Raw genomic sequence first — 14,209 nt, 5'->3', positions numbered from 1 at the left:
GGAAAGGTTCGGCGCTCAATGGTGCGCGCCGAGCTCACGGATCGTCTGTTTGAGGTTCTCGAAGTCGTAGTCCGAGAGGCCGACATAATCGAGCACCAGGTGGCCGATGCTGTCCCACTCGTGGTCTTCGGTCTGGTTGCCCAGCACCCGGTAAGAGGCACAGATGTGTTCCGCCATCTTGAGGATCGCCAGCAGGTTCTTCAACTGGCTGTTGCGCGAGGACTCGTCGCTGAAGATCGCCAGGGCGTTGTGGTGATTGGCGATGGCGTGGCTCACATGTTCCGGCAGGCGCCAGGATTTGGCCGTGTAGTAGCCGACCACCGCGTGGTTGGTGTTGAAGGCATGGTTTTCCGTGTCCACTACCCGGCAATCGACGCCGGCGTTGGCATAGGCCTGCTCCACCACCGCCATATAGTTGGGGAAGCGCTTGAGCATCAGCGGCACGCCACAGTCATGGAACAGCCCCAGGGCATAGGCTTCGTCCACCGCTTGCGAGCCGATGCGCTTGGCCAGGCTGAGACTGGTCATGGCCACGTCCTGCGCCGTGTCCCAGAAGCGGTTGAGGGTGACGATGGTGTCGTCATTCATCTCGCCCTTGATCGACTGCGCGTTGATCATGTTGATCACCGAGCGGCTGCCCAGCAGGTTCACCGCCCGCTGGATCGAGGCAATCTTGTTGCTCAGGCCGAAGTACGGTGAGTTGACGATTTTCAACAGCGCGCCGGAGAGACCCGGGTCCTGGGAGATCAGCTTCGCGATCACTTCAAGGTCCGGGTCCGGCATGTACTGCTCCATCTGCAAATCCACCATGATTTGCGGTTGAGGCGGAACACTGATGCCTTGCAGGGCCTGCTGAATCTGTTCGGAAGATAGCTCTTGGGACATAAGTACTCACTCTGGGCAGGCGGCGATTCTAACCCTTAAGCGCAGGTGGCCGACACCTCAAACCGCTGCCGCAGTCCATCCGGTGAGCCCGCCAACGGCTGCACAACAGGGTATACTCCCGCTCTTTTTTCTGGAGCGACGTCATGTCCCTGCCAAGCTTGCGCCTCAAAGCCAATGCCGACCGTCGCCTGCGCGCCGGCCACCTGTGGGTCTACAGTAACGAGATCGACGTAGCCGCCACCCCGCTGCACGGCTTCAAGGCCGGCGATCAGGCGATCCTGGAAGCCGCCGGTGGCAAGCCGCTGGGCATCGTCGCCATGAGCCCGAACAACCTGATCTGCGCCCGCCTGCTGTCGCGCGACATCAAGCTGCCACTGGACAAGTCGCTGCTGGTGCACCGCCTGAACGTCGCCCTGTCGCTGCGCGAGCGTCTGTTCGACAAGCCGTTCTACCGCCTGGTCTACGGCGATTCCGACCTGCTGCCGGGCCTGGTCGTCGACCGTTTCGGCGACATCCTGGTGGTGCAGATCGCCTCGGCGACCATGGAAACCCATAAAGACGACGTGATCGCCGCGCTGACCCAGGTGCTCAAGCCGAGCGGCATTCTGTTCAAGAATGACTCCGCCGCGCGCGACGCCGAAGGCCTCGAGCGCTACGTCGACACCGTGTTCGGCCTGGTGCCGGAGTGGGTAGCCCTGGAAGAGAACGGCGTGAAGTTCGAAGCGCCGGTCATTCAAGGCCAGAAAACCGGCTGGTTCTACGACCACCGCATGAACCGCGCCCGCCTGGCCCCGTACGCCAAAGGCAAACGCGTCCTCGACCTCTACAGCTACATCGGTGGCTGGGGCGTTCAGGCTGCGGCATTCGGCGCCAGCGAAGTGTTCTGCGTCGACGCCTCGGCCTTCGCCCTCGACGGTGTTGAGCGCAACGCTGCGTTGAACGGCTTCGCCGACAAGATGACCTGCATCGAAGGCGACGTGTTCGAAGCCCTGAAAGAATTGAAAGCCAGCGAAGAGCGTTTCGACGTGATCGTGGCCGACCCGCCGGCGTTCATCAAACGCAAGAAAGACATGAAGAACGGCGAAGGCGCCTACCGTCGCCTGAACGAGCAAGCCATGCGCCTGCTCAACAAGGACGGCATCCTGGTCAGCGCCTCGTGCTCGATGCACCTGCCCGAAGATGACCTGCAGAACATCCTGCTGACCAGCGCCCGCCACCTGGACCGCAACATCCAGCTGCTGGAACGCGGCGGCCAGGGCCCGGACCACCCAGTCCACCCGGCAATCGCCGAGACACGCTACATCAAGAGCATCACCTGCCGGCTGTTGCCCAACAGCTGATAACGCAAAACCTATGTAGGAGCGAGCGCCCGCTTGCTCCTACAGGTGCAGGACACATTCTGATCCACTGCCGAAGCGACAACCTCCCACCCCACGCCTACCGTTTTCTCTTCCCATCACCGAAGAGGACAACGGAATGTCCAACACGCCAAAAGCCCATCGATTACGCACAGGTCGGCACTCGCAATCCGGTCGTATCTATCACCTGAGCGCTGTCACCCATGAACGACAACCGATCTTCAATGATTTGTACGTTGGACGCTTGCTAGTGAGTGAACTCAGAAGAGCTCATGAAGCCGGCAATGCCACCTCAATAGCCTGGGTCGTCATGCCGGATCACTTTCATTGGCTGGTTGAATTGCACAACGGTGATTTGCCGAGACTGATGCAGGCGGCCAAATCCAGAAGTGCTCGCGCCATCAACCAGCAAAGAGGTCGCCACGAAACGCTATGGCAAAAGGGTTACTTCGATCGGGCCTTGCGTCGCGAGGAAGATCTGAAAGCCATCGCCCGATACATCATCGCCAACCCTTTGCGCGCCGGGCTTGTGACTCGAGTTGGAGACTATCCGCTGTGGGATGCCATGTGGATTTAATACTGTAGGAGCGAGCTCGCTCGCGATGGTGGTCAACGATAACGCGGGGAACCTGATGCCCCGCGGTGTTCTCGGGTTCATCGCGAGCGAGCTCGCTCCTACGGAGGTGGTCGCCAAACGTCTTGTGAATGCTTGCAGCCATTCCCTCCAGCCGCCAGCGGTGTAGAATCGAACGATTCATCGCCAGTCATCCCCCGGCGGGTTTATGAGCTCAAGCTGAAGCGCGCGGCGATCCCGCAAAGTTTTCGGCAACTTCCGGACACCCGGCTATTTCTGAGTGTTCCAGACGTCAATAGAAGCTCACTTCCCTTTTGATACCTGATTAGCCGCCCGGAGTGCTTCATGCCTGATTACCGCTCGAAAACATCCACCCACGGTCGCAACATGGCCGGTGCTCGCGCTCTGTGGCGCGCCACGGGGATGAAAGATGACGACTTCAAAAAGCCGATCATCGCCATTGCCAACTCCTTCACCCAATTCGTACCGGGCCACGTCCACCTCAAGGACCTGGGGCAACTGGTTGCCCGCGAGATCGAACGCGCTGGCGGCGTGGCCAAGGAATTCAACACCATCGCGGTCGATGACGGCATCGCCATGGGTCACGACGGCATGCTCTATTCGCTGCCGAGCCGCGAGATCATCGCCGACTCCGTCGAGTACATGGTCAACGCCCACTGCGCCGACGCGATCGTCTGCATCTCCAACTGCGACAAGATCACCCCCGGCATGCTGATGGCCGCCTTGCGCCTGAACATCCCTGTGATCTTCGTCTCCGGTGGTCCGATGGAAGCCGGCAAGACCAAGCTCGCCTCCCACGGCCTGGACCTGGTTGACGCCATGGTGATCGCCGCCGACTCCAGCGCATCTGACGAGAAAGTCGCTGAGTACGAGCGCAGCGCCTGCCCGACGTGCGGCTCGTGCTCCGGCATGTTCACCGCCAACTCGATGAACTGCCTGACCGAAGCCCTCGGCCTCGCGTTGCCGGGCAACGGCTCGACACTGGCCACCCACAGCGACCGCGAACAGCTGTTCCTGCAGGCCGGGCGCACCATCGTCGAACTGTGCAAACGTTACTACGGCGACAACGACGACTCGGTATTGCCGCGCAATATCGCCAACTTCAAGGCGTTCGAAAACGCCATGACGCTGGACATCGCCATGGGCGGTTCCACCAACACCATCCTGCACTTGCTGGCCGCCGCCCAGGAAGCCGAGATCGACTTCGACCTGAAGGACATCGACCGCCTTTCGCGCCACGTGCCGCAACTGTGCAAGGTCGCGCCGAACATCCAGAAGTACCACATGGAAGACGTGCACCGCGCCGGCGGGATCTTCTCGATCCTCGGCTCCCTGGCCCGTGGCGGCCTGCTGCACACCGACCTGCCGACCGTGCACAGCAAGACCATGGCCGAAGGTATCGCCAAGTGGGACATCACCCAGACCACCGACGAAGCCGTGCACCACTTCTTCAAGGCCGGCCCGGCGGGCATCCCGACCCAGACCGCGTTCAGCCAGTCGACCCGCTGGGACACCCTGGACGACGACCGTGAAAACGGCTGCATCCGCAGTGTCGAGCATGCCTATTCGCAAGAAGGCGGCCTGGCCGTGCTGTACGGCAACATCGCCCTGGACGGCTGCGTGGTGAAAACCGCCGGTGTCGACGAGTCGATCCACGTGTTCGAAGGCAACGCGAAGATCTTCGAAAGCCAGGACAGCGCCGTACGCGGCATCCTCGCCGACGAAGTGAAGGAAGGCGACATCGTCATCATTCGCTACGAAGGCCCGAAAGGCGGACCGGGCATGCAGGAAATGCTCTATCCGACCTCCTACCTGAAGTCCAAGGGCCTGGGCAAAGCCTGCGCCCTGCTCACCGACGGTCGTTTCTCCGGCGGCACCTCGGGCCTGTCCATCGGCCACGCTTCGCCAGAAGCCGCTGCCGGCGGCGCGATTGGCCTGGTGCAGGACGGCGACAAAGTGCTGATCGACATTCCCAACCGCTCGATCAACCTGTTGGTCAGCGACGAAGAACTGGCGGCACGCCGGGTCGAGCAGGACAAGAAAGGCTGGAAGCCGGTAGAAGTGCGTCCACGTAAAGTGACCACCGCACTGAAAGCCTACGCCCTGCTGGCCACCAGCGCCGACAAGGGCGCCGTGCGCAACAAGGCAATGCTCGACGGGCTGTAAGGCTTAACCGTCGAACAAAAAAATACCCCGCCAAGTGCGGGGTATTTTTTTGGGCAACATCCGGTCAACTGTAGGAGCGAGCCTGCTCGCGAAAAACCTGAGAGCACCGCGGGGTATCAGGCTTCCAGCGTTATCGTTGACGACCATCGCGAGCAGGCTCGCTCCTACAGTGAAGCAAATCCTTACTGAATCTCCTCCGGCTTGACGATCACCCAGTTCTTGTCCGCCGTCACTGGCAGCCCTTCCTTGGCCTGGGCCGCAGCGTGCTTGGCCATCATGCCGTTGATCTGGGCCATGTACTTATCCTTGCGGTTGACCCACAGGTGGATGCCGCCCTTGGCCACGTCGACGCTGTGGAACAGCATGTAGCCGTCGCTGGTCGGGGTATCGCCGCCCACCAGCACTGGTTTTTTCCACTCATCGATGTAGGTCAGGATCGCGGCCTGCTTGCCAGCCATCCAGGTCGCGGGGGTCCACAGGTACGGGGTCAGCTCCAGGCCCAGGTTGGCTTTCTCGTCATACTTGCCGGCGCTGATCTGCTTGCGCGCGGTGGTCAGCTCGCCGCTTTTGCGGTCCTTGAGCAGCATCGTCACGCCGATCACGTTTTGCGGTTTGACGTTGTAGCCATACTTGGGATCGGAGGCGACCATGCGCACCAGCTCTTCCGAGGCGGCGGTCATCACATAGACCTCGATGCCGTTTTCCATCAGCTTGTTGTACAGCTCGGCTTGCCCGGTGAAGATCTTCGGTGGGTTGACCTCGATGGTCTTGACCACGTCGCCGTCGTAATAGGTGCTGGGCACTGGCTTGCCGGAGGCCATCAACTCGTCGACGTAGCCCTTGAGTTCCTTGAGGGTGAAGCCGGAAAAGACCTGGGCGACCCAGGGGTAGCAGACCATGTCATCGAGCTCGCACAGCCGGTAGTAGTAACTGAACAGGCTTTCCTGGTGCTCGGCGGTGTCCTTGAACGGGATCAGTTTCAGGGAGGGGTCCAGCTTCTCGCGGGTGATCAGGCCCTTGTTTTCCATGAACGGCAACAGCGACTCTTCCAGGTCGTAGCGGTAGCTGGTGTTGTCCATGTCGAACACCGCGTAGTTACCCTTGTTGGCGTTGGCCGCGATCATCGCGTCCAGTTGTTTGGCCTGATCCTGGGGCCAATGTTTGAGATCGGTGGCGAACACCTGGCCGGCAAGGCCCAGGCACATGGCGACGGCTAACACGTGCGTGGCGACTTTCATGTGCATTTCTCCCTGAATGAAAGTCATCGACGCTAACAAATCTGCATGACCGTCCCCGTCTGAGCGCGACCGCTTGCGTGCTGATTCCGTCACCGGCATAACCGACAGCGTCAGGCCCTTATTCCAAAAACGACAGTCACCATGCGTTTTTGATATTAATTCAATAGATTTCAAGCTGTTAGGCTTGCCGGTTCGCAATTGCCCCGTGAGGCAATTGGCACAAGTCTTTTTTGGAGTCTCGATGAATCTGCCGCTGTTCCTCAATCTGCTGGTGTTCCTGGCCTTGCTGTTTGGCCTGGCACAAACCCGCCACACCACCTGGAGCCTGGCCAAGAAAGTGCTGCTGGCACTGGTCATGGGCGTGGCGTTTGGCGTGGCTTTGCACACGATTTACGGTGCTGGCAACCCCGTGCTCAAAGCCTCCATCGGCTGGTTCGACCTGGTGGGCAACGGTTACGTGCAACTGCTGCAAATGATCGTGATCCCCTTGGTATTTGCTTCGATCCTCAGTGCTGTTGCCAGGCTGCACAATGCCTCGTCCCTGGGCAAGATCAGCTTCCTGACCATCGGCACCCTGCTGTTCACCACCGCCATCGCGGCGCTGATCGGCATTGGCCTGACCAACCTGTTCGGCCTGACCGCCGAAGGCCTGGTGGCCGGCACCCAGGAAATGGCGCGCCTGCAAACCATCCAGAGCGACTACGCGGGCAAGGTCGCCGACCTCAATGTGCCGCAGTTGCTGCTGTCGTTCATCCCGCAGAACCCGTTCGCCGACCTGGCCCGGGCCAAGCCGACGTCGATCATCAGCGTGGTGATTTTTGCCGCCTTCCTCGGTATTGCAGCCCTGCAATTGCTCAAGGATGACGTGGAAAAAGGTCAGAAAGTGATCAACGCCATCGACACCCTGCAAGCCTGGGTGATGCGCCTGGTGCGCCTGGTGATGAAGTTGACCCCCTACGGCGTGCTGGCGCTGATGACCAAAGTGGTCGCCGGCTCCAACCTGCAGGACATCATCAAGCTCGGCAGTTTCGTGGTGGTGTCGTACTTGGGCCTGGGCCTGATGTTCGTAGTCCACGGCCTGCTGGTGGCGTTGGCCGGGATCAACCCGCTGCGCTTTTTCCGCAAGGTCTGGCCGGTACTGACCTTCGCCTTCACCAGCCGCTCCAGCGCCGCGAGCATTCCGCTGAGCATCGAAGCACAAACCCGCCGCCTGGGGATTCCGCAGTCGATCGCCAGCTTCGCCGCTTCGTTTGGCGCCACCATTGGCCAGAACGGCTGTGCCGGTCTCTATCCGGCAATGTTGGCGGTGATGGTCGCCCCGACCGTGGGCATCAACCCGCTCGACCCGCTGTGGATCGCAACATTGGTGGCGATTGTGACCTTGAGTTCGGCCGGGGTGGCCGGGGTCGGCGGTGGCGCTACCTTTGCCGCGCTGATCGTGCTGCCGGCCATGGGCTTGCCGGTGTCACTGGTGGCGCTGCTGATTTCGGTCGAGCCGCTGATCGACATGGGCCGCACGGCGCTGAACGTCAGTGGTTCGATGACGGCCGGGGCGATTACCAGCCAGATCATGCAGCAGACGGATAAAGAGCTGCTGCAGGCTGATGAGCACGAGGAGTTGGCGCACGCTTAAATTCTTTAGCGTCTGATCTGGCCTCATCGCCAGCAGGCTGGCTCCCACAGGGATTTTTGGTGTTCATACAATCTGTGTTTCACCTCAAACCCACTGTGGGAGCCAGCCTGCTGGCGATGCTTTCAGGCTTTTTCCCAGATTTCGAAGCTGTACGCCGGCTTGTCGCCTTCGGCCGGATTCGGCAGATTCGACACCCGCTTCCACTGGTTCAAATCAAACGCCGGAAACCACGCATCACCCTCGGGGCTCAGCGCCACGCGGGTCAGGTACAGCCGATCGGCCTGGGCCAATCCTTGCGCATATAGCTGCGCGCCGCCAATCAGCATCAACTCATCGACACCTTGTTCCAGCGCCCATTGCTGTGCTCGCTCGACGGCGGCGTCCAGCGACGGATAGACCTCGGCGCCTTCCAGCTGCAGGTCGGCCTGGCGGCTGACGACGATATTCAACCGCCCCGGCAACGGCCTGCCGAGGGAATCCCAGGTCTTGCGACCCATGATGATCGGCTTGCCCAGGGTGGTGGCCTTGAAGTATTTGAAATCCCCCGGCAGGTGCCAGGGCATGCTGTTGTCGACGCCGATCACGCGGTTTTCACCGAGGGCTGCGATCAGGCTCAAAGGGAGAGTTTTTTTCATGCCGGCGAGGATACCAGAGCCGGGCTTTCCCCGATAAGCGCCACAGCGGTTATGCTCACAGCTCATTTAAGCGACGGGATGCCGCGTGACTGAACTGAACAACCTCTGGCTGACAGAAACCATCCGCCTGCGCGAAGAGCACGCCGGCCCCCTGGAAGATCTGGAAGCCAACCGACTGGCCCGCAGCGCGGCCGGCGATTTGCCGACGCGTATTCAGCGCCGTGCCCTATGGCTGGCGGAACGCGATGGCTTGAGCGACGCACTCAAACACTGGCTGCAAGGTGCGCGACTGGCGCTGATCGTACTGACGGTGTTGGCCGTGGTCAGCGGCGCCGGCCTGGCGTTTGCCGCAATGGGCGACGGACTGCACCCGGTGAATGTGTTCTGGGCCTTGGGCAGCCTGCTCGGCCTTAATCTGATTCTATTGTTGAGTTGGGCGCTGGGCCTGGTGTTTGCCGGTGAACACGGCGCCAGCCTCGGGCGCCTGTGGCTGTGGCTCAGTGAAAAATTTGCCCGGGATGCCAAAGCCGCGCAACTGGCGCCGGCCCTGCTGCTGTTGCTGCAACGGCAGAAACTCAATCGCTGGGCCATCGGCGTGCTGGTCAACAGCCTGTGGTTGCTGGCGATGCTCAGTGCACTGGTGATCTTGCTGACGCTGATGGCGACCCGGCGCTATGGCTTCGTCTGGGAAACCACCATTCTCAGCGCCGACACCTTTATTGCCGTGACCCAGGCGCTCGGCGCACTGCCGGCCCTCCTCGGCTTCAGCGTGCCGACCGAAGAAATGATCCGCGCCAGTGGCGATGCCGCACTGAATATCGAAAGTGCCCGGCAGGCCTGGGCCGCATGGTTGGTCGGTGTGCTGCTGGTGTACGGCGTGGTGCCGCGCTTGTTGCTCGCGGTGTTGTGCCTGTGGCGCTGGAAATCCGGGAAAGCGGCCCTGTGCCTGGATTTAAACCTGCCCGGCTACGCCCAACTGCGCGAACGGTTGATGCCCACCAGCGAACGCCTGGGCGTCAGCGATGCCGCGCCGCAGCAACTTCATCGCGTGGAAAGCGGCGTCAGTGAACAGCAAAGCGAGGGCGCGTTACTGGTCGCCATCGAACTGGACGACGACCGCCCCTGGCCACCGCAACTGCCGAACAACGTCAGCAACGCCGGCATCCTCGACAGCCGTGAATCGCGGAACAAACTGCTCGAACAGTTGAGTCGTTTTCCCCCGGCACGCTTGGCCATCGCCTGCGATCCGCGGCGCTCACCGGATCGCGGCAGCCTCGCATTGATCGCCGAACTGGCCCGCAACGCCAGCGCCACCCGCGTGTGGTTGCTGCAGGCACCACCCGGCGAAGCGCTGGACGCCGATCGCCTCGGCGATTGGCATGTGGCGTTGGAACAACTGGAGCTGCCGTTTGCCGATTGTGCGCCGATGAACTGGCTGGAGACGGGTCATGACTGACACCAACAAGCAGCCTCTGAAACTCGCCGTCGTCGGCCACACCAACGTCGGCAAAACCTCGCTCTTGCGCACCCTGACCCGCGATGTCGGTTTCGGCGAAGTGTCCCACCGCCCCAGCACCACGCGGCATGTAGAAGGTGCGCGGCTGTCGGTGGACGGCGAGCCATTGCTCGACCTGTACGACACGCCCGGCCTGGAAGACGCCATCGCCCTGCTTGATTACCTCGAACGCCTGGAACGCCCCGGCGAGCGCCTCGATGGTCCAGCGCGACTGGCACGTTTCCTCGATGGCAGTGAAGCGCGGCAGCGTTTCGAACAGGAAGCCAAAGTCCTGCGTCAGTTACTGGCCTCGGACGCCGGTCTCTATGTGATCGACGCCCGGGAGCCGGTGCTGGCCAAGTACCGCGATGAGCTGGAAGTGTTGGCCAGTTGCGGTAAACCGCTGCTGCCGGTGCTGAATTTCGTCAGCAGCGCCAACCATCGCGAACCGGCATGGCGTGAAGCATTAGCGCGGCTGGGTCTGCATGCACTGGTGCGATTCGACAGCGTCGCGCCGCCGGAGGATGGCGAGCGCCGCCTCTATGAAAGCCTCGCCCTGCTGCTGGAAACTGCGCGACCGCAACTGGAGCGCCTGATCGCCGACCAGCAGGCGCAACGCCTGGCGCGCCAGCAAAGCGCTGCCCGCTTGATCGCCGAATTGCTGATCGACTGCGCCGCCTGCCGCCGCAGCGTGGCCAGCGACGCCGAGCAGGAGCAGCAGGCCATCGCCCAACTGCGCAAAGCCGTGCGCCAACGCGAACAGCGTTGCGTCGAAGCCCTGCTCAAGCTCTACGCCTTCCGCCCGCAGGACGCGGCCGCCAGCGATCTGCCGCTGCTGGACGGACGCTGGGGTGATGATTTGTTCAACCCCGAAACCCTCAAGCAACTGGGGGTGCGCGTCGGTGGTGGGATTGCCGCAGGAGCGGCGGCCGGGGCCGGCGTCGACCTGCTGGTGGGTGGCCTGACCCTCGGCGCGGCCGCACTGGCCGGCGCGATTGCCGGCGGCGCCCTGCAAACCGCGCGCAGTTACGGCAGCCGTTTGCTGGGCAAGATCAAGGGCCAGCGCGAGCTGACGGTCGACGACAGCGTGTTGCGTTTATTAGCACTGCGCCAGCGCCAACTGGTGCTCGCCCTCGACCAGCGCGGGCATGCCGCAATGGACAGCATCCAGCTGGCCACGCCCCAGGACAAGAGCTGGCGTGAAGGCAAGCTGCCCGAAGCCTTGAACAAGGCTCGGGCGCATCCACAATGGTCGTCGCTCAATCCCCAGGGCAAATTGAACCAGGCCGAGCGCCAGGAGCAGGTGGAACTGTTGGCGCAGAAGGTGATCGGCGACTAACCCTGTAGCAGCTGCAGCGCCTTGCCCTTCAAAACGTCCAGGTCGATCACCGGCACGTTCATTTCCTTGGCCTGCTCATCCCACTGGCGCATGCGCAAGCTGACGGCACACAGCGGGTCGCGGGCGAACACCCGGGCTTCGTCCTCGCTCATCACCCCGCCCTGGTATTCCAGGGTGCGGCGACTGGCTTCACTCAGGCGCTGGTAGTAGCCGGGTTCGGTCAGCGTCAGGTAACGCTTGGCTTGCACGTGATACTCCACCAACCGCGCCATGCGCTCGCTGAAACCCTGGCGCCGCAAGTAGTCGGCACCGAGGCGTTCATGGCTGACCACGCCAAACCCACCCATGTTCTGTGTGCTCTCGCTGCACAGATGGCCGATGTCGTGGAAGAACGCCGCCAGCACCACCTCATCGTCGAAACCCTCGGCCATGGCCAGTTCGGCAGCCTGGGACATATGCTCGATCTGCGACACGGGTTCGCCGATGTAATCGCTGGCACCGAAGCGCTCATACCAGCCGAACACTTCGGCGATCACTTGCTCAGTGCGGTCCATCAGTGCGCTCCAAATAATGTGCTGATGTTGGATTCGGCCATCGCCGGGCCGATGCTCATGCCCACGCCCGTGTGCATCAGGGCGGCATGCACGCCTGGCGCGGCCTGCAGGAAGGAAAACGGCGCCGGCCCTTGAGCACCATAGACGCCCTGCCAGCGCTCGACCACCTGCACCTTGCAACCCAGGGTCTGCTCGGCCAGCTCGATCATCCAGTCATCCACCTGCTCGGCATTGAACGGCGATGGATCGCTGCCGTAGTGGTGAGAGTCGCCAATGATCAGCTCACCATGGGGTGTCGGGCTGATCAGCAGGTGAATGCCCTGTTCATGCAGGTGCGGGGTCTCTCGCAGAATCTGCGCCTGCACGGCCTGCGCTTGCGGCAGGTCGGCGAAAGCACCGTAGTGCACGCAGCTCAACCCGGTGAGCAAGGCGTGTTGCAGATTGAGGTCGATCAGCGGCCGGGCGCGGAGCATTTGCAAGCGACAGACCTGCGGCTTGAGCGCGGCAATGGGCTCGGCCAACAGGGTTTGGTAATCGTGACCGGAACAGACAATGATCTGCTCGCCACTGAAGCTGCCCGCGGTGCTGTGCACACGCCCCGGTTCGACGTCGCGCACCAGGGTCGAGAAGTGAAACTCGACCGCCAGCTCCCGGCGCAGGTAGTCGATCAAGGCTGGGAGGGCCTCGCGGGAATACAGCTGCTGATCGTCCAGGCCATGCAACGCCGCGCGGTGATGGCTGAACTGGCCGCCATACAGATCACGCAATGCAGCGCCGCGCAGCAGTTCGACGCGGTAACCGTGCTCGATCGCGCGGCCTTCGCAGAAGGCTGACAACAGTTGCTCTTCCGCTTCGGTGCGGGCAAACAGATAGGAGCCGTTGCGTTTGAGTTGCAAGCCGGCGCGCTGCGCCCATTGGCCCCAGATATCCCGGCTGGCCCTGGCCAGTTCGAGCATCTGCCCGGGCGGTTGACCGGTGACCAGGGCCTGGCCGAAATTGCGCACCGAGGCCCCCAAGGGCGTGGCGCTGCGTTCGAAAACCCTGACCTTGAGGCCACGTTTGGCGGCGGCATAGGCGTGGGACAGCCCGAGAATGCCGGCGCCGACGATCAGTAGGTCGTTGTGTTGTGTCATTAAGAGATGTCCTGAATTCAAAGCCGCCTTCGCGGGCAAGCGGAGCGCCGCCCGGCCCGCTCCCACAGAGGACGCATTCCACTGTGGGGGCGGGCCCGCCCGCGATAGCGCCCCTCAGCCAATAGAGAGCTTACTTGGCCGCCACTTTCTCGGACTTGCCGTCATAACGCTTGCGCCACTCGGCCAGGATCTCGTCGCGGTTTTTCGAGGCCCAGGCGAAGTCGTTCTTGATCAGGCGCTGCTCGTAGTCGGCCGGCAGTTCGGTCTGCGGCTTGGCGATGCCGGGCTGGGCGAGCACGGCGAAGTTTTCCTTGTACAGCTCCATGGCCGCGGTGCTTGCGGAGAAGTCGGCGAGTTTTTTCGCGGCCTCTTCATGGGGCGTGCCCTTGATCACGGCGGTGGCTTCGATTTCCCAGCCCAGGCCCTCTTTCGGCAGGACGATATCCAGCGGTGCGCCCTGGCGCTTCAACTGCACGGCCGGGTATTCGAAGGAAATGCCGATCGGGAATTCCCCGGCGGCCGCCAGCTTGCAGGGCTTTGAACCGGAGTGAACGTACTGGCCGATGTTCTGGTGCAGGTCGTCCATGTACTGCCAGCCCTGCTTCTCGCCAAAGGTCTGCAGCCAGGCGCTGACGTCAAGGAAACCGGTGCCCGAGGATGCCGGGTTGGGCATGACGATCTTGCCTTTGTACTCAGGCTTGGTCAGGTCCTGCCAGCTCACCGGCTTGCTCAGGCCCTGCTTCTCGGCTTCCACGGTGTTGAAGCAGATGGTCGCGGCCCACACGTCCATGCCCACCCAGGCCGGCGGGTTGGCGGCGTCGCGGTAGTTAGCGCCGATCTTGCCCAGGTCCTTCGGTGCGTAGCTTTGCAGCATGCCTTGCTGATCGAGGATCGCCAGGCTCGACGCCGCCAGGCCCCAGACCGCATCGGCCTGCGGGCGGGCTTTTTCCGCCAGCAGCTTGGCGGTGATGATGCCGGTGGAGTCACGTACCCACTTGATCTCGACATCCGGGTTGGCCGCTTCGAACGCCTGCTTGTAGGTTTTCAGCTGTTCGGCTTCCAGCGCGGTGTAGACGGTCAGTTCGGTTTTCGCCGCGAAGGCGTTCATGCTGAAAGCAGTGAGGACAGCAGCGGCTAGAGCCAAGGGCTTGAACATGGTGCGGTTCCTTTCAGGTGCG

General features: G+C 62.2%; 12 protein-coding genes. 6 read left to right on the top strand and 6 right to left on the bottom strand.

Annotated features, from left to right (window positions below; translation table 11 throughout):
• Window positions 1–15: 15 nt before the first annotated feature.
• Entirely contained in the window at window positions 16–885 is an 870-nt protein-coding gene (locus H7995_RS05120; RefSeq protein ID WP_166592542.1) for an HDOD domain-containing protein, read from the bottom strand.
• Window positions 886–1,028: 143 nt separating this feature from the next.
• On the opposite strand from H7995_RS05120, the gene H7995_RS05115 reads away from it, so the two are divergent.
• The 3 genes from H7995_RS05115 to ilvD all read left to right on the top strand — a co-directional run bounded on the left by H7995_RS05115 (window position 1,029) and on the right by ilvD (window position 5,004).
• Window positions 1,029–2,225 carry a class I SAM-dependent rRNA methyltransferase gene (locus H7995_RS05115; RefSeq protein WP_095164601.1) on the top strand — a complete coding sequence of 399 codons (1,197 nt, stop codon included), beginning with the start codon at window positions 1,029–1,031 and terminating at the stop codon, window positions 2,223–2,225.
• A gap of 136 nt (window positions 2,226–2,361) precedes the next feature.
• Complete coding sequence (locus H7995_RS05110; RefSeq protein ID WP_185818077.1) at window positions 2,362–2,820, top strand: REP-associated tyrosine transposase; 459 nt, start codon at window positions 2,362–2,364, stop codon at window positions 2,818–2,820.
• A gap of 342 nt (window positions 2,821–3,162) precedes the next feature.
• Entirely contained in the window at window positions 3,163–5,004 is a 1,842-nt protein-coding gene (gene ilvD / locus H7995_RS05105) for a dihydroxy-acid dehydratase (RefSeq protein WP_166592543.1), read from the top strand.
• Between the two features lie 182 nt (window positions 5,005–5,186).
• Here ilvD and H7995_RS05100 read toward each other — a convergent pair whose 3' ends face one another.
• Window positions 5,187–6,242: an HAD family hydrolase gene (locus H7995_RS05100; protein ID WP_166592544.1), complete on the bottom strand. Its 1,056-nt coding sequence runs from the start codon at window positions 6,240–6,242 to the stop codon at window positions 5,187–5,189.
• A gap of 241 nt (window positions 6,243–6,483) precedes the next feature.
• Here H7995_RS05100 and H7995_RS05095 point away from each other — a divergent pair, with 241 nt between their 5' ends.
• Window positions 6,484–7,875, top strand: coding sequence for an L-cystine transporter (locus H7995_RS05095; protein ID WP_185818076.1), 1,392 nt, complete (start codon window positions 6,484–6,486; stop codon window positions 7,873–7,875).
• A 122-nt stretch (window positions 7,876–7,997) separates the two neighbouring features.
• Here the strand turns inward: H7995_RS05095 and H7995_RS05090 are convergent, their stop codons facing one another.
• Window positions 7,998–8,510, bottom strand: a complete 513-nt coding sequence (locus tag H7995_RS05090; protein ID WP_166592746.1) for a dihydrofolate reductase — start codon at window positions 8,508–8,510, stop codon at window positions 7,998–8,000.
• 85 nt (window positions 8,511–8,595) lie between these two features.
• On the opposite strand from H7995_RS05090, the gene H7995_RS05085 reads away from it, so the two are divergent.
• On the top strand, window positions 8,596–9,966 hold the full coding sequence (locus tag H7995_RS05085; RefSeq protein WP_166592745.1) for a DUF2868 domain-containing protein: 1,371 nt from the start codon (window positions 8,596–8,598) through the stop codon (window positions 9,964–9,966).
• Window positions 9,959–11,344 (top strand): GTPase/DUF3482 domain-containing protein, encoded by a 1,386-nt coding sequence (locus H7995_RS05080; RefSeq protein ID WP_166592744.1) that lies wholly within the window; start codon window positions 9,959–9,961, stop codon window positions 11,342–11,344. The genes H7995_RS05085 and H7995_RS05080 overlap by 8 nt, the downstream gene beginning before the upstream one ends.
• Here the strand turns inward: H7995_RS05080 and H7995_RS05075 are convergent.
• From H7995_RS05075 to H7995_RS05065, 3 genes are all read right to left on the bottom strand, one after another.
• Window positions 11,341–11,898, bottom strand: coding sequence for a phosphonate degradation HD-domain oxygenase (locus tag H7995_RS05075; RefSeq protein WP_185818075.1), 558 nt, complete (start codon window positions 11,896–11,898; stop codon window positions 11,341–11,343). The genes H7995_RS05080 and H7995_RS05075 overlap by 4 nt on opposite strands.
• The gene (locus tag H7995_RS05070; protein WP_185818074.1) at window positions 11,898–13,031 is read right to left on the bottom strand and encodes a TIGR03364 family FAD-dependent oxidoreductase; all 1,134 of its coding nucleotides are present in this window, start codon (window positions 13,029–13,031) and stop codon (window positions 11,898–11,900) included. The genes H7995_RS05075 and H7995_RS05070 overlap by 1 nt, the downstream gene beginning before the upstream one ends.
• 130 nt (window positions 13,032–13,161) lie before the next feature.
• Window positions 13,162–14,187: a putative 2-aminoethylphosphonate ABC transporter substrate-binding protein gene (locus H7995_RS05065; protein ID WP_166592741.1), complete on the bottom strand. Its 1,026-nt coding sequence runs from the start codon at window positions 14,185–14,187 to the stop codon at window positions 13,162–13,164.
• Window positions 14,188–14,209 lie beyond the last annotated feature (22 nt).

Source organism: Pseudomonas kielensis (genome assembly GCF_014236655.1).
In the GTDB taxonomy this organism is placed as follows: Bacteria; Pseudomonadota; Gammaproteobacteria; order Pseudomonadales; family Pseudomonadaceae; genus Aquipseudomonas; species Aquipseudomonas kielensis.
Note: the sequence above shows the minus strand (reverse complement) of the source record. Positions and strands in the feature narration are given on the sequence as shown.

Excerpts from the sequence above, each read along its gene's own strand:
- ilvD (WP_166592543.1), top strand. The coding sequence starts at position 3,163 with ATGCCTGATTACCGCTCGAAAACATCCACCCACGGTCGCAACATGGCC.
- H7995_RS05100 (WP_166592544.1), bottom strand. The coding sequence starts at position 6,242 with ATGAAAGTCGCCACGCACGTGTTAGCCGTCGCCATGTGCCTGGGCCTT.
- H7995_RS05080 (WP_166592744.1), top strand. The coding sequence starts at position 9,959 with ATGACTGACACCAACAAGCAGCCTCTGAAACTCGCCGTCGTCGGCCAC.
- H7995_RS05095 (WP_185818076.1), top strand. The coding sequence starts at position 6,484 with ATGAATCTGCCGCTGTTCCTCAATCTGCTGGTGTTCCTGGCCTTGCTG.
- H7995_RS05120 (WP_166592542.1), bottom strand. The coding sequence starts at position 885 with ATGTCCCAAGAGCTATCTTCCGAACAGATTCAGCAGGCCCTGCAAGGC.
- H7995_RS05070 (WP_185818074.1), bottom strand. The coding sequence starts at position 13,031 with ATGACACAACACAACGACCTACTGATCGTCGGCGCCGGCATTCTCGGG.
- H7995_RS05115 (WP_095164601.1), top strand. The coding sequence starts at position 1,029 with ATGTCCCTGCCAAGCTTGCGCCTCAAAGCCAATGCCGACCGTCGCCTG.
- H7995_RS05065 (WP_166592741.1), bottom strand. The coding sequence starts at position 14,187 with ATGTTCAAGCCCTTGGCTCTAGCCGCTGCTGTCCTCACTGCTTTCAGC.
- H7995_RS05090 (WP_166592746.1), bottom strand. The coding sequence starts at position 8,510 with ATGAAAAAAACTCTCCCTTTGAGCCTGATCGCAGCCCTCGGTGAAAAC.
- H7995_RS05075 (WP_185818075.1), bottom strand. The coding sequence starts at position 11,898 with ATGGACCGCACTGAGCAAGTGATCGCCGAAGTGTTCGGCTGGTATGAG.
- H7995_RS05110 (WP_185818077.1), top strand. The coding sequence starts at position 2,362 with ATGTCCAACACGCCAAAAGCCCATCGATTACGCACAGGTCGGCACTCG.